13 protein-coding genes and 2 tRNA genes are annotated in these 23,132 nt (G+C 59.3%); 3 read left to right on the forward strand and 12 right to left on the reverse strand.

What is annotated here, in order from left to right; genetic code table 11:
* Positions 1 to 28: 28 nt before the first annotated feature.
* On the reverse strand, positions 29 to 1,438 hold the full coding sequence (locus ABIE13_RS21585) for a PLP-dependent aminotransferase family protein (RefSeq protein WP_354447290.1): 1,410 nt from the start codon (positions 1,436 to 1,438) through the stop codon (positions 29 to 31).
* A gap of 207 nt (positions 1,439 to 1,645) precedes the next feature.
* Between ABIE13_RS21585 and gabT the strand changes: the two genes are divergently transcribed.
* On the forward strand, positions 1,646 to 2,959 hold the full coding sequence (gabT, locus tag ABIE13_RS21590) for a 4-aminobutyrate--2-oxoglutarate transaminase (protein WP_436278456.1): 1,314 nt from the start codon (positions 1,646 to 1,648) through the stop codon (positions 2,957 to 2,959).
* On the forward strand, positions 2,959 to 4,527 hold the full coding sequence (locus ABIE13_RS21595; protein ID WP_354447293.1) for an acetolactate synthase large subunit: 1,569 nt from the start codon (positions 2,959 to 2,961) through the stop codon (positions 4,525 to 4,527). Before gabT ends, ABIE13_RS21595 begins: the two co-directional genes overlap by 1 nt.
* 84 nt (positions 4,528 to 4,611) lie before the next feature.
* On the opposite strand, the gene ABIE13_RS21600 is transcribed toward ABIE13_RS21595, so the two are convergent.
* The gene (locus ABIE13_RS21600; protein ID WP_354447295.1) at positions 4,612 to 5,571 is read right to left on the reverse strand and encodes an alpha/beta hydrolase; all 960 of its coding nucleotides are present in this window, start codon (positions 5,569 to 5,571) and stop codon (positions 4,612 to 4,614) included.
* 53 nt (positions 5,572 to 5,624) lie between these two features.
* Complete coding sequence (locus ABIE13_RS21605) at positions 5,625 to 6,629, reverse strand: Bug family tripartite tricarboxylate transporter substrate binding protein (RefSeq protein WP_354447297.1); 1,005 nt, start codon at positions 6,627 to 6,629, stop codon at positions 5,625 to 5,627.
* Between the two features lie 222 nt (positions 6,630 to 6,851).
* On the opposite strand from ABIE13_RS21605, the gene ABIE13_RS21610 reads away from it, so the two are divergent.
* Positions 6,852 to 8,327, forward strand: coding sequence for a PLP-dependent aminotransferase family protein (locus ABIE13_RS21610; RefSeq protein WP_354447298.1), 1,476 nt, complete (start codon positions 6,852 to 6,854; stop codon positions 8,325 to 8,327).
* 174 nt (positions 8,328 to 8,501) lie between these two features.
* Here the strand turns inward: ABIE13_RS21610 and ABIE13_RS21615 are convergent.
* The 9 genes from ABIE13_RS21615 to parC all read right to left on the reverse strand — a co-directional run bounded on the left by ABIE13_RS21615 (position 8,502) and on the right by parC (position 23,117).
* A tRNA-Gly gene (locus tag ABIE13_RS21615) sits at positions 8,502 to 8,577 on the reverse strand.
* 110 nt (positions 8,578 to 8,687) lie between these two features.
* Positions 8,688 to 11,120 (reverse strand): endopeptidase La, encoded by a 2,433-nt coding sequence (gene lon / locus ABIE13_RS21620; protein ID WP_354447299.1) that lies wholly within the window; start codon positions 11,118 to 11,120, stop codon positions 8,688 to 8,690.
* 221 nt (positions 11,121 to 11,341) lie between these two features.
* A complete protein-coding gene (clpX, locus tag ABIE13_RS21625; RefSeq protein WP_354447301.1) occupies positions 11,342 to 12,604 on the reverse strand; it encodes an ATP-dependent Clp protease ATP-binding subunit ClpX in 1,263 nt (420 codons plus the stop codon).
* Between the two features lie 232 nt (positions 12,605 to 12,836).
* A complete protein-coding gene (gene clpP / locus ABIE13_RS21630; RefSeq protein ID WP_354447303.1) occupies positions 12,837 to 13,445 on the reverse strand; it encodes an ATP-dependent Clp endopeptidase proteolytic subunit ClpP in 609 nt (202 codons plus the stop codon).
* 160 nt (positions 13,446 to 13,605) lie between these two features.
* Complete coding sequence (gene tig / locus ABIE13_RS21635; protein ID WP_354447305.1) at positions 13,606 to 14,919, reverse strand: trigger factor; 1,314 nt, start codon at positions 14,917 to 14,919, stop codon at positions 13,606 to 13,608.
* A 32-nt stretch (positions 14,920 to 14,951) separates the two neighbouring features.
* Positions 14,952 to 15,038: transfer RNA gene (locus ABIE13_RS21640), tRNA-Leu, on the reverse strand.
* A gap of 141 nt (positions 15,039 to 15,179) precedes the next feature.
* A complete protein-coding gene (locus ABIE13_RS21645; RefSeq protein WP_354447307.1) occupies positions 15,180 to 20,333 on the reverse strand; it encodes a two-partner secretion domain-containing protein in 5,154 nt (1,717 codons plus the stop codon).
* Positions 20,334 to 20,580: 247 nt separating this feature from the next.
* Positions 20,581 to 20,775 (reverse strand): hypothetical protein, encoded by a 195-nt coding sequence (locus tag ABIE13_RS21650; RefSeq protein ID WP_354447309.1) that lies wholly within the window; start codon positions 20,773 to 20,775, stop codon positions 20,581 to 20,583.
* A complete protein-coding gene (gene parC / locus ABIE13_RS21655; protein WP_354447310.1) occupies positions 20,772 to 23,117 on the reverse strand; it encodes a DNA topoisomerase IV subunit A in 2,346 nt (781 codons plus the stop codon). The genes ABIE13_RS21650 and parC overlap by 4 nt, the downstream gene beginning before the upstream one ends.
* Between the last annotated feature and the right edge of the window lie 15 nt (positions 23,118 to 23,132).

Genomic DNA, 23,132 nt, shown 5'->3' on the forward strand with positions numbered 1-23,132 from the left:
CTGAGCACTGGCAGATCAGAAGGCTGGGTCACACGGCTTGGCGCTGCGCCAGCGCCGTCTTCAAGAAGTCGAATATGCGCTCGTCATCACAATAGGCTGGATTGAAGCGCATCCAGTTCGTCGCTTCCAGCGAAGTGGAATACAGATGGCCTGGCCCCATCATGATGCCGCACTCAGCCGCTTGGGCAGAAACCACGTCGGAATCAGGCAGGTCAGGATGATGAGCCCATAGGAACAACCCCGCCCTTGGCTGCGCGAACAGCTTGAAGCCCATTTGCAGAAGCCGCTCGGCCGTCTGATCGTGCGCGTCGGCCAGGCGACCGCTCAATGACTTCAGGTGTTTTCGCCAGCGCCCGTCCATCAGCACGTGGTGCGTGATGCGTTCGGAGATTTCGGAAGATGTCAGCCCGGACATCATCTTCATCTGGGCGAAGTCTTCGACCAGATCGGCGCTGGCCAGCAAATAACCCACTCTGAGGTTGGGTGACAAAGCTTTGGAAAAACTTCGGATGTGGATGACGCGGTCCAATTGATCCAGGCTGGCAAAACTCTGGCGGACCACAGGGTCGAGGTCTGCGTAGATGTCGTTTTCAACCAGGAGCATGTCGTGGCGCTCAATCAGATTGAGTACCCTGTGCATTTGCGCGAGACTGGCAACCGATCCGGTCGGGCTGTGCAGCCGAGGCTGGGTCAGGAAGACCTTTGGCCGGTGCTCGGTGATCAAGCTTTCCAGAACACCCAGGTCGTACCCATCCGGCGAACGCGGAACGCCCAGCAGGCGCGCGCCCAGGAACCGAAGCGAATGCAGCAGATTGGCATACCCTGGGTCGTCCACCAGGACAGAATCTCCGGGCTTGATCAGGCTTCTCGCGACGAGGTCCAGCGCCTGGCTGGAGCCCTGTGTCAGCAGTATCTGGGGCAATGAGACGGATATGTCCTGCTCGAGCATGACGTCTCGTATCGTCTGTCGCAATGGCCTGTATCCCAGGGGGTCGCCGTAACCCCCAAAATCTCCGCCGTCGGCAGCCAGGGCTCGAAGCCCGCGCTGCAAACCGTCATTGAAAAGCCAGGCATCTGGAATCCAGCCACAACCCGGCTTCAGTGCCAGGTCTCGGTTCTCAAACACTTCGCGCAAGCACCACATGGCGTCAAAGGGCGCCCAGCGCCTGACCCCGGTGCCCGTCGCCGCTGCGTCAGCGGCAGCCATGCGCTTCACAAAAAACCCACTGTTGGCACGAGACACCAGGTAACCCTGGGCCACCAGTCGGTCGTAGGCGTCAGCCACGGTAAAGACGCTGACTGAATGCGTCTTGGCAAATTGGCGGATGGAAGGGAGTTTGGCACCCAGGCGGAGCCTGCCTTGTTCGATCAAGCCAGTGAAGTGCGTGACGATCTGCTGAACCAACGGAACTTGGCTGTGGTGCTGCAGTGCAAACATGAAAAGCGATGCGGTGAAAAACCGGACGGGAAACTTCTAAAAATTGTACAGGGCTGGGTACCAGTACAGGTCTAGCTAGCACTTGCACTTTTGTACCTGTCGCTCTTGGAGAGCGCGGACCAGAATCGCTTTTTGACGCATTTCGTCCCGGCGATCACACCTTTCGGGCCACAGGACATGCCATCCATTCTTTCCAGCGCCTCTGCCATGCACAACTCCCCTGCTACCTCCAACGCCACTTTGATGTCCCGCCGCAACCAGGCCATTCCTCGCGGTGTAGGCAATATCCACGAGGTATTTATCGCCCGCGGCGAGAACGCGGAAATCTGGGATGTAGAGGGCCGGCGCTATATCGACTTCGCCGGTGGCATTGCAGTGCTCAACACGGGGCATCGCCACGCACGTGTTGTGGAGGCCGTGAAGGACCAGCTGGAGCGTTACACGCACACGTGCTTTCAGGTGCTTGCTTATGAGCCCTATGTGGAAGTGGCAGAGCGTCTGAACGCTCTGGCGCCGGGCAAGTCGCCCAAGAAAACTCTGCTGCTCACCACGGGTGCGGAAGCTGTGGAAAACGCGGTGAAGATCGCCCGCTCACACACCGGTCGTCCAGGGGTGATTGCATTCGGCGGCGGCTATCACGGGCGTACGCTGCTGACCATGGGTTTGACAGGCAAGGTCATGCCCTACAAAAAAGGTTTCGGTCCGTTTCCGGCGAACATCTTTCACGCCCAGTTTCCCAACTTGCTCCACGGGGTGACGGTGGATGACGCCATCCGCTCAGTGGAAACGCTCTTCAAGAACGACATCGAAGCGACCCAGGTGGCGGCCATCATCGTGGAGCCGGTACAGGGTGAAGGTGGCTTCTATATCGCCCCACCGGAATTTCTTCAGCGCCTTCGCGCGCTTTGCGACACCCACGGCATCCTGCTGATCGCCGACGAAGTGCAAACCGGCGCAGGCCGTACCGGCACCTGGTTCGCAATCGAGCAAGCCGGGGTTGAGCCGGACCTGATCACCGTGGCCAAGTCGCTGGCGGGAGGGTTTCCGCTGTCTGCCGTGGTGGGACGTGCTGACATCATGGACACGCCTCATGTGGGGGGACTGGGCGGCACCTACGCCGGTAGCCCCCTGGCATGCGCGGCGGCGCTGGCTGTGATGGACGCCTTCGAAGCACAAGGCTTGCTCAAGCGCAGTCAGGAGATTGGCGAGCGCTTTACCAAGCGCCTGAAGGCAATGGCCGTGGAACACCCCATCATTGGCGACATTCGAAGCCTGGGGGCCATGGTCGCGATCGAGTTGTTTGAAGGTGGTGACCCATCGCGCCCAGCGCCCAAGGCCACGAGCTTCCTGCTGGCCGAAGCCTGCCGGCGCGGGCTCATCCTTATCAGCTGCGGCACCCATGGTAACGTGATGCGCTTCCTTGTGCCCTTGACAGCATCGGACGCTTTGCTTGATGAAGGCCTGGATATTCTTTCGCAATGCTTTGGTGCACTGGCCAAAGCCGATCTGGAGACTGTCTGATGGATGAATCTCAATGGCCTACGGGTGCCGACGTGCTGGTTCGCACGCTTTTGGCCTCCGGAGTCGATACCTGTTTCGCCAATCCTGGAACCTCTGAAATGCACCTGGTCGCCGCGATCGACCGGGCACCAGGCATGCGGGCGATTCTGGGTCTGTTCGAAGGCGTAGTGACCGGCGCGGCAGACGGCTATGCCCGCCTGGCGGAAAGACCTGCCGCCACCTTGCTGCACCTGGGGCCCGGCCTGGCGAACGGCCTGGCCAATCTGCACAATGCGCGCAAGGCAGGCACCCCCGTCATCAACGTGGTGGGTGATCATGCCGTCCGCCACCTTCAGCATGATGCACCGCTCGCCAGCGACATCGACACACTCGCCCGGCCCATGTCGCATTGGGTGGGCCGCGCCCAGACGCCTGATGAAGTGGCCGCATGCACGGCGCAAGCCATTACAGCCACGCAAGGCACGCCGGGCTGCATCGCCACACTGGTGCTGCCCGCAGACTCCGCCTGGGGTCGTACAGCCGTTTCGCCATCGATAGCCCCGAAAGCGCAAGCCGTCGCACCCAATGACGACGATATCGAGGCCGCCGCTTCTGCGCTGCGCCAGTACGGCAGTCGCGCGCTTTTGCTGCTGGGAGGCAAGGCGCTGCGCGCCGAGGCCATCCGGGCGGCTTTTGCCGTAGCAGAGGCAACAGGCTGCCGCGTGGCGTCGCCTGGCAGCAATGCGCGCATGGAGCGCGGCGGTGGACTTCCTGAAGTGCCACGGATTCCGTATGCAGTCGATGCGGCACTGGCGTTTCTGGCGGACGTCGATTGCATCGTCCTGATGGGCGCGCCAACACCCGTCGCCTTCTTCGCCTACCCCGACAAACCGAGCGTGTTGATTCCCGAGAATTGCCGCGTCGTGAAGGCAGTCGCCCCTGGCGTGGATCCGCAAGTGGCCATGGCCGCGCTGGCTTCTATCTGCGTGCCTGAAGGCCACAGGCTTGCGTACACACCGCGTGTGAAAGCGACATACCCGTCAGGCCCCTTGACGCCCGACTCCATCGCGCAGGCGCTAGCCCACACGCTGCCTGAGAATGCCATTGTTGTGGACGAATCAGTCACCTCGGGGCGGAGCATCTACGCCACGATGACGGGGTCGGGCCCATTCACCCTGCTAGGTAACATGGGCGGCTCCATAGGCTTCGGAATGCCAGTGGCCCTGGGTGCGGCTGTCGCATGCCCGGACCGCCGCGTTCTGGCTATGGTGGGTGACGGCAGCGCCTTCTACACGGAACAGGCTCTTTGGTCACTGGCCCGCGAGTCAGCGAACGTGACTGTGGTGATTTTTGCCAACCACAACTACGCCATTCTCCAAGGAGAGTGGCGCAATACCGGTGCTGGTCCCACGGGTCGGGCCGCGCGCGACATGCTGACGCTGGATCGCCCGCGTGCAGATTGGGTTTCGCTCGCACGCGGACACGGCGTAGCGGCTGAACGTGTGGCCGATGCTGCGGCGTTTGCACAAGCCCTGACGCGTGCACATGCCAGCGCCGGTCCGCGCTTGATCGAAGTGGCCATGGCCTGAGACAGGGTGAACGAGTCCATCAGGCCTACTTGGGTTCGGCCATGGCCCGCTCTGGAGAGCCGCGCCATGCCACCGCACACAGATCTACCAGGGCGTGCTTTGAGGCACAGGCAGACTCAAAGCCTGGCGCATCTCTGCACACATGGCCTCGAACTCAGCCTGAGCGACCTTGCTCCAGCGCCGCGCGCGAATGAAGCCGTGCACCATGCCGGGTGCAGACCGCAGGGTGGCCTGTACGCCCGCGGCCTTGAGCTTGTCGACATACAACAGGCCGTCATCGTGCAAGGGGTCAAGTTCGGCCGCCAGCACGTACGCGGGGGGCAGGCCCGCAAGCGAAGGATGACGCAACGGACTGGAATAGGCGTCGGGTTCAGAGTCTCCCAGAAAGGCACGCTGGGCAAATTCAACGCCCGCTGGTTTGAGAAACAGATCTTCAGTATTGTTGCGAAAGCTGGCCGTCTCGGGCCCCGCACCAAGGCCGGGGTAAATCAATGTCTGGTGCGCGATGGCCGGACCACCGCGGTCACGCGCAAGCAAAGTGCACACGGCAGCAAGCGATCCACCCGCGCTGTCGCCCGCCACGCCGATACGGGTCGCGTCAATGCCAAGCCGCTCTGCCTGCGCCACTGCCCAGCACAGCGCCGCATAGCAGTCTTCAGTGGGAGCAGGATAGGGGTTCTCTGGAGCCCGGCGGTAATGCACGCTGATCACGATCGCACCCGTATTGTGGGCAATGCTGGCGCTGATGAAGTCGTGCGACTGTGGACTTCCGGCGACATAGCTGCCACCATGAAAGAACAAGATGGCAGGTAGGGGCTCCGTTGAACGCGGGCGGTGCACCAGAACGGGCACCTCCCGGCCTGGGAGCGCGATATACATTTGTGAAGACTCGAGCTCGGGCGGGTGCGGCTCGGCCGTCAATTTGGCGTACTGCTCGGCGCGCCAGCGGCGCTCTTCCACCGTGAGGCCACCCGTGGCTGCATGGCGATTCATCTCTCGCGTGACAAAGTCGAAGAAGGCGACTATCTCGGGATCACATGGCATGGAATGCTCAATTGGAATTAGGTGATGGTGTGCAAAGCGTTATGACCAGGGTTTCAGCGCCCGACCAGATCCATCGCCTTGACGATAGGGACCCAGCGCTTATTTTCCTCCTGGAAGTAGCGCTCACCTTGCTCCTGCGTGGCCGGGGTGGCTACAAAGCCCAGTTCGTCGAACCGCGCTTGAAGTGCGGGGTCAGCCAGCGTGGCCGTCACGGCCGCGTTGAGCCTTGCAATGACATCGGCAGGCGTTCCCCTGCGAACCATGACAGCTTGCCAAGGTTCGAGGTTGTATTTGACTCTGTCGGCCAGACCAGCTTCCGCCACGGTGGGCAAATTGGGCATTGCTGGAGACCGCTTGTCGGAGAACACGGCCAGAGGACGCACCACACCGGAGCGCATTTCTGTCGAGCCGCTTGTTTGCACCATGAATGCGATGCGTCCGCCGCGCAGATCCGTATAGGCGTTGACGCTGTTTCGGTAAGGCACATGCACGGCCTTGGCGCCAATGGAATCCACAAAGTTCTGCGCCAGAATGTGACCAGACGTGCCGTTGCCTGCCGAAGCAAAGTCATACTTGCCGGGATTGTTGCGCAGCAGATCCGCCAACGAGCGCAGGTCCTTGACCGGCAGATCGTTGTTCACCACCATCACCAGAGGCATTTTGGACAGCAGCGAGGCCACGGTGAAATCCTTGATGGGATCGAACGGCATGGTCTCCACTGCACCTTGCATCAGAATATGAGTGGTCAGCCCGCCAAGCAGCAGGGTGTAGCCGTCGGCAGGCGCTCTGGCCACATAGGTGCACCCGATCATGCCGCCTGCGCCACTGCGGTTGTCAACGACGACGGTCTGCCCCAGATGCTTGGACATGCGTTCAGCCACAACGCGCGCAGTGATGTCGAAAGGGCCACCGGCGCCATAGGGAACTACAAAGTTGACGACGCGAGTGGGATAGGTGGCTGCGCGCGCAATCGATGTGGCGGCCAATGCGCCTGCTCCGCTCACGCCAAAGGCGAGACCAGCGCGAAGGACGCGCCTGCGATGCAAGGATGTGGTCATTTCGATATCTCCGATACAGGGGTGATGATGGGGAAAAAACTCTCCCGGCGCCTGGATACATGGCATCTGCATGCTTCGATCAAAGTGCTGAGTCAATTGAACATCCGAAGGGCATCAAGACCTGGTACCAATCCAGGCAATTTGATGGGGCCATTTGAAGTTGGAACAGAGCCACGCCTTCTGGTGATCCCTGCGAAGTCGGCAGGCATGCTGAATTGAACCATGCAAGCGCTCCTGGTTGATCTCATCAAGCTGCGCATGCCGGCCGGCTCGGCCCCCATGCATCGGCGGCTTTACGAATGCCTGCGCGGCGCCATTCAGGACGGGGTTCTTTCGGTGGGCGCCCTGCTTCCGCCTTCCCGGGTTCTGGCCAACGAACTGGGGATTGCGCGCAATACGGTATTGGCGGCGTACCGCCAGCTACAGTTGGAGGCTTATGTCAGCTCCAGGCAGGGGATGGGCACGCGTGTGGAACGGCTGCCCCTGGGGCGGACCGCCAGGGCGATGGCGTTCACGTCGCATTCCGAGCCTCGCAAGTCAGATGCCCTATCCGCCCGGGGTTCACGCATTGTGGCCATGCCCAGAGCCTCTGCCACCCAATGGAGTGCCTTCATGCCCGGTGTCCCGGACGTATCGCGCTTTCCCGCACGGGTGTGGACGAGGCTGCGCAATGCCTGCTGGCGCAACCACCGCGCGGAAGAACTTTGCTATGGATATGGCGGGCACCCGCAATTGCGAGAAGCCCTCTCCAGGCATCTGGCCGCAACGCGGTCTGTCAACTGCTCGCCAGAGCAGATCGTCGTCACGGACGGCGCCCACCAGGCCATTGACCTGATCACTCGTCTGCTCGGCGATGTGGGCGATATAGCCTGGATGGAAAACCCCGGTTACTGGGGAGCGCGCTCGATTCTGGAGGCCAATGGTATTGGGCAGATCCCTGTTGAAGTGGATGCAGAGGGCATGCGCTGTGTGGAACCGGCTGCCGGAGAAGCTCCGCGCTTTCTGTTTGTAACGCCTTCGCACCAATATCCTCTCGGCTCGGTCATGCCGCTTCAACGGAGGCAGGAGTTGCTCTCCCTCGCACACCGCCACGGAAGCTGGATCATTGAAGACGACTACGATGGCGAGTTCCGCCTATCCGGCACGCCGGTGCCTGCCATGCAGGGACTGGCAGGGGGAAGCCGGGTCATCTATGTAGGCACCTTCAGCAAAACGCTTTATCCCGGGCTGCGCCTGGCGTATATGGTGGTCCCGCTGGAGCTGGTGGCCAGCTTCCGCGCAGCCCACGCTGATCTGTATCGCGAGGGTCGGCTCATGACCCAGGCCACGCTCGCCCAATTCATTGCGGAAGGCCATTTCGCCTCTCACATACGCGCGATGCGAACCTTGTACGCACAGCGCCGTGAGATGCTTGCGACTCTGATTGAAAGGCGTTTGGGCAAAGACTGGATGATGCACGGCGAGGACGAAGCTGGTTTGCATCTGGTAATGCGCTTTCCAGTCGCCCTGGAAGACACCCTGGTTGCGCGTGAAGCCCTGGCCCGAGGAATCCACGTCAAAGCGCTTTCCACCTATTTCGCACCGGGAACACCTGCCCAACGCGGACTGGTGCTGGGTTACGCGTGCGTGCAAGAGGCCGACATGGTGACTAAATTCGAGTCCCTCCTGAAGGCGCTGCAGGCAGCGGACCGAAAGTAAAACAGATCAGCAGCCACCGCGCGCGTCAGTAGAAAGCACACGTTAGAACGAACTAGATAGAACGATCAACCTAGAACGAACCACGCAGAGAGCAATGACCATTCAGAAACGAAAAAAGCAGCCGAAGCTGCTTTTTTTATGTTCAGGGATTTGGTGAAGCCCTGAAAAAATTTCTGGAGCGGGAAACGAGACTCGAACTCGCGACCTCAACCTTGGCAAGGTTGCGCTCTACCAACTGAGCTATTCCCGCGTCGCAAGCCTTGTAGTATAGCCAATTTTTTGGGGTATTGGCAAGTGCCGCAGAAATCGTTGCGAAATCTGCGGCAGTGATACCTCGTCCAAACTTGGCCCTTAGTGCCCTTAGTGCTTGACTGCAGAGCCTCGCGTGGGTTTTTTCTCCACCACGGGTGCAGCGGCAGGCTCGACCGGAGCGCTGACCTCATCATCCGTCAATGGCACAGGCTGGCGCTCCAGGGCCACTTCAAGGACTTTATCGATCCACTTGGCGGGAATGATTTCAAGACCTTCCTTCACGTTGGCAGGGATCTCCTGAAGATCCTTGACGTTTTCTTCAGGAATGATCACTTTCTTGATCCCACCTCGCAGTGCCGCCAAAAGCTTTTCCTTTAAGCCGCCAATGGCAGTCACTTCTCCGCGGAGTGTGATTTCACCCGTCATGGCGACGTCGCCGCGCACAGGAATGCCGGTGAGTGCCGACACAATGGCAGTGGTCATGGCTGCACCTGCACTTGGGCCGTCCTTGGGCGTGGCACCGTCTGGCACGTGGATATGGATGTCGCGTTTTTCGAACACTTCATCCTTGATGCCCATGCCGCGAGCCCGCGAACGCACCACAGTGCGTGCCGCCTCGACCGACTCTTTCATGACATCGCCCAATTGGCCTGTACGCTGAACATTGCCCTTGCCCGGCATGGTGGCCGCTTCGATGGTCAGCAGATCGCCGCCGACCTCGGTCCAGGCCAAACCGACCACTTGCCCGACTTGGTTCTGCAGTTCTGCGCGACCGTAGTTGAACTTGCGTACGCCCAGGTAGTCGTTCAGATTTTCCGCAGTGACCATCACCTGAGGCGTCAACTGCTTGAGCTGCAGGCCCTTGACAACCTTACGGCAGATTTTGGACAGCTCGCGCTCGAGGGAGCGAACGCCGGCTTCACGCGTGTAATAGCGCACGATGTCACGCACGGCATCATCGTCTACCTTGAGCTCGCCTTCCTTGAGGCCGTTGTTCTTGATCTGCTTTGGCAGCAGATACTTGATGGCAATATTGGTTTTTTCGTCTTCCGTGTAGCCCGAAAGGCGAATAACTTCCATGCGATCCAGCAGCGCAGGCGGGATGTTCATCGAGTTGGAAGTCGCCACGAACATCACGTCGCTCAGGTCGAAGTCCACCTCGACATAGTGGTCGCCAAAGGTGTGGTTCTGCTCGGGGTCGAGCACCTCAAGCAAGGCGCTTGAAGGGTCTCCGCGAAAATCCATACCCAGCTTATCGATCTCGTCGAGCAGGAACAGTGGGTTGCGCGTGCCGACCTTGTTCAGGCTTTGCAGCACTTTGCCAGGCATGGCACCAATATAAGTGCGGCGGTGGCCGCGAATTTCGGCCTCATCGCGCATGCCACCCAGTGCCATGCGCACGTATTTCCGACCCGTGGCTTTCGCAACGGATTGGCCAAGCGATGTCTTGCCGACCCCAGGTGGGCCGACCAGGCAGAGAATCGGCGCCTTGACCTTGTCCACTCGCTGCTGAACAGCAAGGTATTCAAGGATGCGGTCCTTGACCTTGTCCAGGCCGTAATGGTCTTCGTTCAGCACTTGCTCTGCATAAGCCAGATCGTGCTTGATCTTGGTTTTCTTGGCCCATGGCAAACCGACCAGGACATCAATGTAGTTCCGCACCACCGTGGCTTCGGCCGACATGGGTGACATGAGCTTGAGTTTCTTGAACTCGGCATCGGCTTTCTTGCGCGCTTCCTTGGGCATGCGCGCGGCCTTGATCTTTTTCTCGATCTCTTCTATGTCCGCGCCGTCCTCACCTTCGCCAAGCTCCTTCTGGATGGCCTTGACTTGCTCGTTGAGGTAGAAGTCGCGCTGGTTCTTCTCCATCTGGCGCTTCACACGCCCACGGATTTTCTTGTCGACGTTGAGAATGTCGACTTCGCGCTCGAGCTGCTCAAAGAGATTTTCAAGGCGTGCTTTGACATCGGCCAGATCAAGCACGAATTGCTTGCTCTCGAGCTTCAGCGGAAGATGTGCCGCAATGGTGTCGGCCAGGCGACCCGGCTCGTCAATGCTGGCAATGGATGTCAGGATCTCGGGCGGAATCTTCTTGTTCAGTTTGACGTACTGGTCAAACTGCTGCATGACGGCCCGGCGCAGCGCTTCTACTTCACTGCTGTCCTGCCCGACAGCAGGCTCCAGCGGAGTCACTGTGGCGATGAAATGAGACTCACCGTCCTCAATGTGAGTGACGGTAGCGCGCTGCTGGCCCTCTACGAGCACTTTGACAGTGCCGTCAGGCAATTTCAGCATCTGCAAAATGGTGGAGACGCAGCCGACTTCGAACATGTCGGAAACGGCGGGCTCATCCTTGGCAGCGGTCTTTTGGGCTACCAGCATGATTCGCCGGTCAGCGGCCATGGCGGTCTCGAGCGCCTTGATGCTCTTGGGGCGACCCACAAACAGTGGAATCACCATATGCGGAAAGACCACCACATCGCGCAATGGCAACAGGGGCAGGTCAATCGGCGTGGCAGGCAGTGGCGTAGTTCCAGACATGGAAAATCCTCAAGGTTGTCAGCCAGATATGGCTGCGCAAGTCACATTTTCAACCCGTTGGGGAGTTGGCGCCTTAAATGGCGCGTAAAGCCTTGCAATTTTGATGCCCTCCTTCACGAAAAGCGAAGTTGGAGCGGGTTCTAACGTCTGACTGACGGCAATGCAGCCGAGCCTCCCAGCCCTTTCCGCCCCTCGAAGGAAGGCAGAAAAGGCAGAAAAACTCAAGCTTTTTTAGCAGTTTCGCGGTAGACCAGCAATGGCGGCTGGCTTTCTTCGATGGTGTTCTCATCGACCACCACCTTCGCCACATTGGCGGAGTTGGGCAGATCGAACATGGTATCGATCAGAGCCTGCTCCAGGATCGAGCGCAAACCGCGTGCACCCGTCTTGCGAGCAAGCGCTTTACGGGCAATGGCGTTCAAAGCCGAAGGACGAATTTCGAGCTCGACCCCTTCCATGGCCAGCAAACGGCCAAATTGCTTGACCAGTGCGTTCTTGGGTTCCGTGAGAATCTGAACCAGTGCGTCTTCGCTCAACTCGGCAAGCGTCGCCACAACCGGCATACGCCCCACCAATTCAGGAATCAAACCGAACTTGATGAGATCTTCAGGTTCGATTTCTGAGAAAACTTCGGAAATCGAACGCTGCTTCTTGCTCTTGACGGTGGCACCAAATCCGATGCCCGAGGCCTCGGTACGCGCTTCGATTACCTTTTCCAACCCGGCGAAAGCGCCGCCGCAGATGAACAGAATGTTGGTGGTATCGATTTGCAGGAAATCCTGATTCGGGTGCTTGCGACCGCCTTGTGGGGGTACGCTGGCCAAGGTGCCTTCGATCAGCTTGAGAAGCGCCTGCTGCACACCCTCGCCCGAGACGTCCCGCGTGATGCTGGGGTTGTCAGCCTTGCGGCTGATCTTGTCGATTTCGTCAATGTAGACGATGCCCCGCTGAGCGCGTTCAGCATCATAGTTGCAGCTTTGCAGCAACTTGCTGATGATGTTCTCAACGTCTTCACCGACGTAGCCAGCTTCGGTCAATGTCGTGGCATCTGCCATGACAAAGGGCACGTCCAACTGGCGCGCGAGTGTCTGAGCCAGCAAAGTCTTGCCAGAACCCGTGGGCCCGATCAGCAGGATGTTGCTCTTGGCCAGCTCAACGTCGCCGCCCTTGGCGTCTTCCTTGTGCTTCAGGCGCTTGTAGTGGTTGTACACCGCCACCGCCAGCGTGCGCTTTGCACGCTCTTGACCGATGACGTAGTGATCAAGGTTGTTCTTGATATCAGACGGCGTCGGCAGGTCGCTGCGGGCCTCAGGCTCTGTAGTGGCCGGAAGCTCGTCGCGAATGATGTCGTTGCACAGGTCTATGCACTCGTCGCAGATGAACACCGAAGGTCCGGCAATCAGCTTCTTGACTTCGTGCTGACTCTTGCCACAAAACGAACAGTACAGCGTCTTCTCACTGGAAGAGCCTTTTTTATCGGCCATTGAATGACAATTTGATGATGGATGGCCGCATGATACCGAATGCTTTGTGGCCAAAAAGGGAAATGCCGTTGCCAAAAAGCAACGGCACACCCGGCTTAACTAACACTTGCCGGCAGGCTCAGTGCGGCAATGGTGCCACCAGGCGGCTCTTTCGTCCCCAAGCCAGCCCCATTGGAAGAGGCATCTCCAGGGAGCAATAAACTATGCCGGGCAGCAGAGCGCAAGCGCATGCTTATGGCCTCTGAGCGATGACCTGGTCCACCAGGCCGTAGTCTTTGGCTTCGTCGGCGGTCATGAAATAGTCGCGCTCTGTATCGCGCTGGATCTTTTCCAGCGGCTGGCCGGTGCGTTCTGCGAGGATCCGGTTCATCTGGTCCTTGGTGCGAAGAATGTCGCGGGCATGGATCTCGATGTCCGTTGCCTGGCCACGAGCACCGCCCAGTACCTGGTGAATCATGATCTTGCTGTTAGGCAGCGAGTAACGCTTGCCTTTGGCACCGGCGGCAAGCAGGAATGCACCCATGCTGGCAGCAAAGCCCAGGCACATGGTGGACACGTCCGGCTTGATGAACTGCATGGTGTCGAAGATGGACATGCCTGCCGTCACGCTCCCGCCTGGAGAGTTGATGTAGAGCGAAATTTCCTTGTCGGGGTTTTCGCTTTCGAGGAACAACAGCTGTGCGACCACCAGATTGGCAGTTTGATCATTGACCTCGCCCACCAGGAAAATCACTCGCTCTTTGAGCAGGCGGGAATAAATGTCATAGGACCGTTCACCACGGCCGGATTGCTCGACCACCATGGGGATCAGGCCGAGGTTGCTGGTTTCAAGTACGTTCATGAAAACTCCGTTGGTTCTATTCAAAGCAAATGGGGCTTGAAGCCCCAGGCTCAAGCCCCATGACGTCAACCAATTTGGCCGACTGGACACGAACTACCGAAAATCATGCCATGGATCCAGGACTGCTTCGCGGCAATCATCCTGCATTCCATGTGTGATTTCAGCCTTGCTGACCCATCAGGTCGTCAAAGCTCAGCTTTTTGTCTTCCACTTTGGCTTTCGCCAGCACGTGCTCGGTGACGTTGTTTTCGATCACCAGGGCTTCCACATCGGCCAGGCGGCGGTTGTCGGCGTAGTAGTAACGCACAACTTCCTCTGGCTTCTCGTAGCTGGAAGCCATTTCTTCGACGTGAGCCTTGATCTGCTCGGGCGTAGCTTGCAGATTGTTGGCACGAACCAGCTCAGCGACCACCAGACCCAAGCGCACGCGACGCTCAGCCTGGGGACGGAACAGGTCTTCGGGAATTGGCGCCTTGTCAGCGTCCTTGATGCCACGAGCTTTCAGGTCCGCACGGGTGCTCTCGACCATGCGGTCGAGTTCAGCCTGGATGCTGGCCTTGGGCAGGTCCAACTCAGCTTTGGCAGCCAGGGCGTCCATCACAGCTTGCTTGTTGCGGCTGGCAATGCGGAATTTCACTTCGCGCTCGAGGTTTTTACGGATGTCTGCGCGCAGAGCGTCCACAGTGCCGTCCTTGACGCCAAGCGACTTGGCCAGGGCTTCATTGACCTCAGGCAGATGGCTGGCTTCCAGTTTATGGACTGTGACCATGAAATCGGCCGTCTTGCCAGCTACTTCCTTGCCTTGGTAGTCTTCAGGGAAGGCCAGGGGGAACGTCTTGCTTTCGCCGATTTTCATGCCGCGCACAGCATTTTCGAACTCAGGCAGCATCTGGCCTTCGCCGATCACGAAGGGGAAATCGCTGGCCTTGCCACCGTCGAAGGGCTCGCCGTCGATCTTGCCGGTGAAGTCCACGGTCACGCGGTCGCCATCTTCAGCGGCAGCGTCTTTAGCGCGCTGGGCGAAAGTGCGGCGCTGCTTGCGAAGGATGTCGATGGTGCGGTCAATGGCTTCGTCGCCCACGTCTGCAGAGACGCGCTCGACTTCAGCAGTCGCCAGATCACCAATTTTCACTTCAGGAAAGACTTCAAACACGGCATCAAATGCCATCTCACCCTCAGGGGCGGAATCTTTTTCAGTGATGGTGGGCTGACCAGCCACGCGCAGATTGGCTTCGTTGGCAGCGTTGAAGAAGGCTTCACCCACCTTGTCGTTCATGACTTCGTACTGCACCGAATAACCATAGCGCTGGGCCACCACGCTCATGGGGACTTTTCCAGGACGGAAGCCGTCCATCTTCACAGTGCGTGCAAGCTTCTTCAGCCGCGAGTCGACTTCGCCACGAATTGAATCCACGGGCAAGGTCAGCGTCATCTTGCGTTCGAGCTTCTCAAGGGTTTCCACGTTCACGGCCATTATGTTTTCTCTCTCGAAAGAAATATGAGTTGTGGTGCGCGGGGGGGGACTCGAACCCCCACACCATTGCTGGCGTCAGGACCTAAACCTGGTGCGTCTACCAATTTCGCCACCCGCGCACAATATGTCTCAAACGATGCGGGCGGCCTGCTCATGCATGACCGCCCTGCTTTATGTAAATTGGCGAATCGAATATTTTAACCTGCATTGAGACCGATCCATCAGCAATGCCCGGATAGCGGCCCGAAAAGGGGAAATTCTCAGTGCAAGCCCAGCTTTCCAATCAGTGCGTTGAAGCCCTCAACTCCCAGTGCACGGCAACTGCCGTGCGCGCTCCAGCAGTGTGCCAGCACTTGGTTTCCCCCTGCCTGCGCTTGCAACAGCCGCGCATCTGCAAATGCGGCCCAATCAGCCATCTGGCGTGGGGGAATCGATGCGCCGATCGCCCAGATGAGGGCGCCGTGCTGCAATAGAAGCTTGCCCGGATCGGCCGGCAGGTCCAAGACCACTTGAAGGCGCTCTGACGCTGCATCACGGTTGAGCTTTTCGATCTGCTCTGCCGCCGCGCTGGGAGTTTCCTTGGTCAAAGTGATCGCCCCAGGGGCAATGACAACCCTGGTTTCACTGGTCTTTCTGCCTTGATCCACCAAAGGCGCATTGGGAATAAGGCTCCAGCCTCCATGGATATTTCCGGGGAAGTAGGTGTCGTAACCAGCGTATCCGTCAACGCCGCGAGCGTTGTGAGCGCGGGAATTCACGATGTCGCGAGTTTCAAGGTGCCCGCTGACTATCTGGTTGTTCTGCGCAGGCGCCAGACTGTCGACAAATCCACCTGCGATGCGGGTGGTGCCGTCGACGTGGATATCAAATCCACCGCGCCCAGCCAGAATGCCGCTTCGGAGGGTCACCGCAGCGTATTCCGACTGCCCGGCACCTTGCCCACCACCTGCGCCAGTAAAGACCATGCCGTCACCGGACCAAAAGGCGGGGTCTGCGGCGGTGTTATCCGAAGATACCGTTGCAGTGTCTTGCAGGCTGTCAATGAGCAATTCGGTGCCAGCCGAAAGGGCGATGGAATCCGCCTCCAGGACGGCGCCTTGCAAACGTACATGTTGAGGTCCCCGGACGCTGAGAGTTTCCTGCGCGCTGATTCTTGTCGAACGCGGTCGGCTCCGGCTCTCCCTGGTGGTATGCGCGGCGAAGCTGTAGAAGGCATCGCCGCCCCAGGATGCGCCCAAATTAGCTCCTGCGCCGGCGGCATGTGTAGTGTCTGCTGCTTCCAGATGTTCGTGCGCACGGGCGGCGCCTAGCTCAATCTGCGACGCACTCATATTCACGTGCCCACCTTGAACCGAAGCACCAGCTGTGCGCAAGATGCCGGCTTGCTCGTCGGCCATGAGGTGGACCTTGCCTCCGCCGTTGATTTCTGCCGTCTGTGGAACATCGCTGAGCTTTTGACTGGAGATGGAAAAATCACTCCACTGCAAGCCCATGCGAACACCGCCTAGAAGCCCCGACCAGGTTCCGACGGCAGCCGGGGTGGTTTTTCCATCTTGATCCTGTTTGGAGTAAAGCATCCCTTTTGTAATTTTTGCGCCCCGCAACGCGGCCAGCGTGTGCAGCATCGCGACGCGGCCACTGCCCGCGTGGAAGGCTGACTTTGCATTGGTGTACGCAGTATGGGTCAGCCCCAAAAAACCGAAAGCGCCCAGGCTGATTGAGCCGCCGGTACCGCTTTCGGTACGATGCTCAGCCTTGCGGTGGGCTTCCTCCATTTCGGATAGATGAATGTCCTTGGCACGCACGGTAATGTCCTCGGCTGCCAGCAAGTCGCTGGCAGCCTGTGTGTAGGCTCCTGCAGCATCTATCTGCACGCTTGCGTTCAACGAGCCGATGCTGCCGCGCTCCGTGGTACCGGTGCCGGTATGGATGTCTTTGGTTTTGTCCTTCCAACCCAGCGTGAGCATGTTGCCCAACCAAAAAGCCCCACGCGTGGCTTCCCGGGAGCCCACACTCTCTTCACTCGCGCTTTGCATGGCCGTGAGAGAAATATGGCCGCCGGCGATGACATTCAGCGCGTTTTCACTGGTGACACTGGAGCCGCGAATCTTCACGTCCCCGCCGGCATTGAAAGAGATGCGGTTGCCCTCGACCTGAGAGCTGTGAATGGCGTTGCCATGGGAGCTGCGGCGCGAGCTCCCTTCATTGAAGGAGAGCCATGCGCCCCCCGGTGAGTCATGGCTTGCCTGATTGCTCGATACGGTGACCACGCCTTGAATGGCAAGATCCTGCCCGGCTGATACAAGGGCTTGACCGTGCTGCGCAAGGACCTGGCTGCCAAGGACATCGATGTCTTTCTCAGCGATCAGAGTGACGCTGCGTTCAGCGGTCAGAACGCTTGGGGTGGCACTGTGGCGAGAGGTTTGCGCGTGAAGGGGGTTGCGAGCCTGATCAGTTTGCAGTGACAGTGTGTGCTGAATGCCTGCGGCTTCAATGCTGATATTGCGAGCACGCAGATGCAAATCACCCTGGCTGCCCAACTCGCTACCCGTAAAACTCAGATGGCGGCCAGCACTCAGATTGGCCACGCCAGCCGCGCTCAGATGGGTGCCAAGCGCCCTACCCTCACTTTCACGCCAAAGAAAGGCCCCTCCTTGCTCGTTCAGCCCTGGGTTCACCTGCGTGGTTCGACTTTCGTACGCAGTGGCGATGTGCATGTCACGCCCCGCATGGGCCTCCAGGGAATCACCGGCCTGGATCGAAGCCCCCTGCGTGAGCACATCCTGTCCGGCCAGCAACTCGACGTTCCGCGCCGAAACCTGAGTAGTTTGCTGCGACAGATAAGCCTCCACTTGCGCAGAGCCATGGCTTTCCATGGTTTTTCTCAACGCGGAACTCAGTTCGATATTGCGTCCGGCCTTGAGCACAGAACGCGTATCTCCCAATTCATTGCCCACCGGGTGAATCTTCCCGCCCGTGACAACGATGTCCTGTGTGGCCCTGAGGAGGGTGTGCTGTGCAGCCATCGAACCCTGGTGCGTGATGTCAGCCGCGTCCACGTTGATTCTGCCTGGGGAGGTACCACTTCCGTGCGCAATCATCGCCCCGCCATTGCGAACTTCCTGCCCGGGCGCCAGGATATGGATGTCACTGCCTGCCAGCAGGCTGCCACGCGTCTCGTCGGCAACTCGTATGTGAGGAATTGCCGCACGCGAAGACCATCCGTGTTGCATCACTTCAGTCAGATGGGGAAGCGACTCACCCGATGACGTAGCACCTCGCGTGTAAGCACTTCGCATGTGGGAAGAGTCGACCCCGGCCGCCCGGATATCGAGCGGGAAGGATTGCTCGGAATCCAAAGATGCGAAGAGCACGGGCTCGCTTGAGTGAGACCCATCCCCCTGGGGATGCGACGCATCCGACCCAGTGCGCCGAATGCGCCCTTCGGCAACCACCGTTCCGCGCCCTACCGTGGCCTGGTTGTCGAAGGCGCCGAAAGACATAAACTGGCCCCCAGCTGAAAGCACGCTATCGCGATTGATCCCACCGCCCACGCTGATGGCTCCGCGAGCGATGACCTGACCAGGATGGCTGGCGATGACGCGATCTTCGGTTATCTGGCGCTGATCAATGGTGCGCGAAACGTATCGTGAAGTGCGGCGATGTTCCAGGTCTGCGTTGAATGCATCCAGCTTCAGCTGGAGTTCGGCCATGGAAAGTGCGCGGCGCGCATTGACTGCCTCCGCGTACATCTGGGCAGCTTCCGGGTACTGGTTGCATGGACCGTTGGCGCTCGGAGTGCTGTTGTGGGTGCAAATGCCCACACCTGGCAGCGGAGCCAGTTCCCTGAGATCACTGAAGTCGGGCGGTTTAACCCCAAATCGCTCCCAGATGGGGTCGGAATCCTTGTAACGGGCCTCAGGCGTTTTCGTGAGTGAAAACTGTGAACCGGGCAGCCACACCGGCTCTATGGCTTCGTGGCCGAACTGCTCGAACGGAAACTGTTCACTCGCGAGCACCAGTCTGTGCTGACGATCGAAGCGCACGTCACTCGCGCGCTGCATATGTCCCGGTGCCAGCTCATCCGCATAATAAACTTCATGGGCCGCGGTGATGGAGGATTCCCGCACTGTTCGAAGGTCGGCATTCTCATTGCTAATCAGCCCGCTGACCGTGATGTTGTCCTCTGAATGAACCCGCCCGCCGACGTTGCGCAACGAGCCATCAATGCTGAGGTGGCCGGCGCTGAAGATCAGCGCATCTGCTCCATTGCTCACTTCGCCGCTCAGATGGACGCCATGGCCCGCCTGCTCAGACTTGGCACCCAGGTTTTGCAGGCGAGGGTTCGCCACACCACCCACCAGGCTGCCGCCGTTTTCAATTCTCGAGGCCTGAACAGACAGACCCTCGCCAGCCGCCAGAAGGCCTGCGTTGCGCACCAACTTTCCAGCAAAAATCTGCACGGCGGCGGGAGACACCACTTCGCCTGTCAACTCAATCTCTCCACCTGCCGACGCTACATGCATGCCCTGCTGGGCGAAGGCATCATGAATGTGCAGGTGACCGTCGCTTTGAAGATGCAGAGCGCCCTCTCGTGCGATCAAGCGTCCGGCACTGTTGACGCCCATGCCCTGATCCGTGGCCACCAGGTAGATCTGCCCGGCATACATACCGCCGAGTGCACCAATGTCCACGGCGAATTTAGGCGCGTCACCATGGCCTTCCAAAGCCTGATGGACCTCTGGCGTGCCGCCTTCGTTATAGGTCACCAAATTGGCCCCGGAGATGGCACGGATGCGCTGACTTTGAACGCTGCCTTCGACGACGATGCCGCGAGCCAGCAGATCGAGTTGGTGCAGATCCTGAGCGTTCATGCCACCGCTCCCCACACTCAGCACACCGCGCTCGACACGAAAACCCTGGACACCACCTGCCTCGTTCCACTCGGGCGCGCCGGTCGCGAGTGTGACGCGTCCTGCGTTCAAAAAGCCACAGCCGTCGCAGTGAATGCCATTCGGATTGGCCACAACAATGTCTGCACGTGAACCTGCCACCTCCAGTGCGCCACGCATGATGCTGGGTGAAGCTGAGATAACCTCGTTCACGATGAGGCGAGCGGGCAGGCTTCCAAGCTGCGGATTACCGGCCACGCCCCCACCCAGCACGGTCACGGAAGGCTGCGTGCTGTTGTTCAAGATCAAACCACCGGCTGGAACATTGAAGTGCTGGAATTGGTTGTGACTGACGCCAGAGGGGTTGGGCGCAGTGATGTGCACAATCCCCACCCCGTTGCGTGTCACATCCGAAATGGGGCTCGCACCTTGCGCAGCATGCGGTGAAGCCACCGTCTGGGACGACACCGGAAATTGAGCCATGGCTGCCAGGATCGCCAGCGCGAGTCTATGTTTTTGCATGATGCAAACCGACCTAAGAAGTAATAGCTATAGTCTAATAATGAGAAATATTCTCATTTAAATTATATCCAAAGTACTAACTTAGGTACTCAACTCAGGATTCACGGACCATGAACCAAGGCGAGCGGTGCCCTGTCTGCCGGCCGGGTGAGCGGCGCATAAGCTGCGAGCGTCAGCGTTTCACGCCCGCTTGAAACCAAATAATGGGAAGTTGAAGCTGGCTCTGGGGCCAACACTTATCCGGCCATCAGCCCTTGCGTTGCTGCTCTCGCTCTCGCGCCCGGCGCACCTGACGAGATTCACCGGCACGCCGAAGTTTTTGCTGCTCGGCAGCGCGCCGGGCACGCCACCCTCGCCCCAGTCGTCGAGCCAGCCAGGCGCTTCCCAGACCGGTGACGACCGCTACCAGCAGCCCGACGGTGGAAACGTCTATGCCCATCATTGCACGCGCTCCACCCCGGTCGGTTTGAATCCCAGGTCTGCTGCCTTGCCTTTGCGGGCACGGGCCCCGCGTGCATTGTTGAGGCTGCGAATTTCCAGCGTTTCCTCACGCGGCTTTCCGCCCCGGCCAATGCCCTTGATGCGGACACTGCGGGTGTACGCCACTGCACCGGCCAAGGCGTCTTTGGGCTCCAGGTCGATCAAGGTCAAACCTCGCCCACCTTTTTCCATGACTTTCAGTTCGGTGATTTCAAAGGTAAGGATCCGCCCTCCAGTAGACGCACAGGCAATGTGGGTGGCTGGAGCCACAGAGGAAGCATTGGGCAGTGAGGCCAGCGAAGGACGGCAGATTTGCTCTCCTTCACCCAGGGTCACGAATGACTTGCCGCCACGCTGGCGCGACAACATGTGCTCTACCCGCGCAAGGAATCCATAACCGCCCGAGCCAGACAGCATCAGCACTGCCCCATCTGGTCCGGCAAAGTAGTGCGCCGGCTGGGTGCCTGCGTCCAGATCGATGAGGGTGGTGATAGGTTGCCCGTCGCCGCGAGCGCCGGGAAGATTCGCCACGGCGACCGTGTAGACACGGCCATTGGTGCCGAACACCAGCATGGAGTCCGTGGTGCGACACTCGAAAGTGCCGTACAGGCCGTCACCCGATTTGAAGGCAAATCCGGTGGCGTCATGTCCATGTCCTGTACGCGCACGGACCCAGCCTTTTTCGCTGACGACCACGGTCACGGGTTCATCAATGACCTTGACTTCAACGACGGCTTTTTTCTCCGCTTGAATCAGCGTGCGGCGCGCATCACCAAATTGTTTGGTATCAGCTTCGATTTCCTTGATCATCAACCGCTTGAGGCTGGCCGGATTGCCCAGAATGTCTTCCAGCCGCCCCTGGTCTTCTCGCAATTGCTTGAGCTCTTGCTCAATCTTGATGGCCTCCAGACGGGCCAATTGCCGCAGTCTGATGTCCAGAATGTCTTCCGCTTGCCGCTCGCTCAATGCAAAGCGAGCAATCAAGGCCGCTTTGGGGTCTTCGCTCTGACGGATGATCGCAATCACCTCGTCGATGTTCAGCAACACCAGTTGCCGACCTTCGAGGATGTGAATGCGGTCCAGCACCTTCTGCAGCCTGTGCTGGCTGCGACGGGTGATGGTTTGCTGGCGGAACGTCACCCACTCCTGCAGCATCTGGCGCAAGGACTTCTGTACGGGCCTTCCGTCAATGCCGACGCTTGTGAGATTGATGGAAGAAGAAGTTTCCAAACTGGTGTGGGCCAGCAAAATGTTCGCCAACTCGTCCTGGCCGATACGGCTGGTGCGAGGTTCAAACACCAGACGCACTGCTGCGTCTTTGCTGGATTCGTCACGCACCGTGTCCAGCACTGCCAGCAACGTGGCCTTGGCACCGGTCTGATCAGCCGTCAACGCTTTCTTTCCGGCTTTGATCTTGGGATTGGTCAGCTCCTCAATCTCTTCGAGCACGCGCTGGTTGCTCACACCCGTGGGCAATTCAGTGACCACCATCTGCCACTGGCCGCGTGCGAGGTCTTCGATCTTCCACCGCGCCCGCACTTTGAGACTGCCACGCCCGGTGCGATAGGCATCCGCAATATCTGCCGATGAACTGATGATTTGCCCACCGCCCGGATAGTCCGGACCGGGGATCAGCGCGAATAGATCCTCGTCGGTGAGTTGTGGCGATTTGACGAGCGCCACACAGGCCTCTGCCACCTCGCGCAGGTTGTGGCTGGGAATTTCTGTGGCCAGGCCGACGGCGATACCGCTGGCGCCGTTGAGCAGGGCGAATGGCAATCGCGCAGGCAACTGACGCGGCTCATCATGCGAGCCATCGTAGTTAGGGGTGAAATCAACCGTGCCTTCGTCAAGCTCGTCCAGCAAAAGACTGGTGATCTTGGCCAGACGGGCTTCCGTATAACGCATGGCAGCGGCGCCGTCGCCGTCGCGGCTACCAAAGTTTCCCTGGCCGTCAATCAAGGGATAGCGTTGGCTGAAATCCTGCGCCATGCGGACCAGGGCGTCGTACGCAGCCGTGTCTCCGTGCGGATGGTATTTACCGAGCACATCACCAACTACTCGGGCACTTTTGACTGGTTTGGCTCCGGTGTTTCCGGTATAGCCAAGACCCATGCGCTCCATCGAATAGAGGATCCGCCGCTGCACGGGCTTTTGCCCGTCGCACACGTCAGGAAGCGCGCGGCCCTTGACGACGGAAAGAGCATATTCCAGGTAGGCGCGCTGTGCGTACGTGGCCAAAGCCAGGTCGTCAGGCGAATGACTGCCCTCCCCGGCCAGGTCCAGGACCGTTTGATCGTTCATGGGAAAAAAGAAAAA

It is taken from the genome of Ottowia thiooxydans (assembly GCF_040548795.1).
GTDB lineage: Bacteria > Pseudomonadota > Gammaproteobacteria > Burkholderiales > Burkholderiaceae_C > Ottowia > Ottowia thiooxydans_A.

What these genes read in the sequence shown, in the direction of transcription:
- ABIE13_RS21585 (WP_354447290.1), bottom strand. Translation starts at nt 1,438, where the DNA reads ATGTTTGCACTGCAGCACCACAGCCAAGTTCCGTTGGTTCAGCAGATC.
- gabT (WP_436278456.1), top strand. Translation starts at nt 1,646, where the DNA reads ATGCACAACTCCCCTGCTACCTCCAACGCCACTTTGATGTCCCGCCGC.
- ABIE13_RS21595 (WP_354447293.1), top strand. Translation starts at nt 2,959, where the DNA reads ATGGATGAATCTCAATGGCCTACGGGTGCCGACGTGCTGGTTCGCACG.
- ABIE13_RS21600 (WP_354447295.1), bottom strand. Translation starts at nt 5,571, where the DNA reads ATGCCATGTGATCCCGAGATAGTCGCCTTCTTCGACTTTGTCACGCGA.
- ABIE13_RS21605 (WP_354447297.1), bottom strand. Translation starts at nt 6,629, where the DNA reads ATGACCACATCCTTGCATCGCAGGCGCGTCCTTCGCGCTGGTCTCGCC.
- ABIE13_RS21610 (WP_354447298.1), top strand. Translation starts at nt 6,852, where the DNA reads ATGCAAGCGCTCCTGGTTGATCTCATCAAGCTGCGCATGCCGGCCGGC.
- lon (WP_354447299.1), bottom strand. Translation starts at nt 11,120, where the DNA reads ATGTCTGGAACTACGCCACTGCCTGCCACGCCGATTGACCTGCCCCTG.
- clpX (WP_354447301.1), bottom strand. Translation starts at nt 12,604, where the DNA reads ATGGCCGATAAAAAAGGCTCTTCCAGTGAGAAGACGCTGTACTGTTCG.
- clpP (WP_354447303.1), bottom strand. Translation starts at nt 13,445, where the DNA reads ATGAACGTACTTGAAACCAGCAACCTCGGCCTGATCCCCATGGTGGTC.
- tig (WP_354447305.1), bottom strand. Translation starts at nt 14,919, where the DNA reads ATGGCCGTGAACGTGGAAACCCTTGAGAAGCTCGAACGCAAGATGACG.
- ABIE13_RS21645 (WP_354447307.1), bottom strand. Translation starts at nt 20,333, where the DNA reads ATGCAAAAACATAGACTCGCGCTGGCGATCCTGGCAGCCATGGCTCAA.
- ABIE13_RS21650 (WP_354447309.1), bottom strand. Translation starts at nt 20,775, where the DNA reads ATGATGGGCATAGACGTTTCCACCGTCGGGCTGCTGGTAGCGGTCGTC.
- parC (WP_354447310.1), bottom strand. Translation starts at nt 23,117, where the DNA reads ATGAACGATCAAACGGTCCTGGACCTGGCCGGGGAGGGCAGTCATTCG.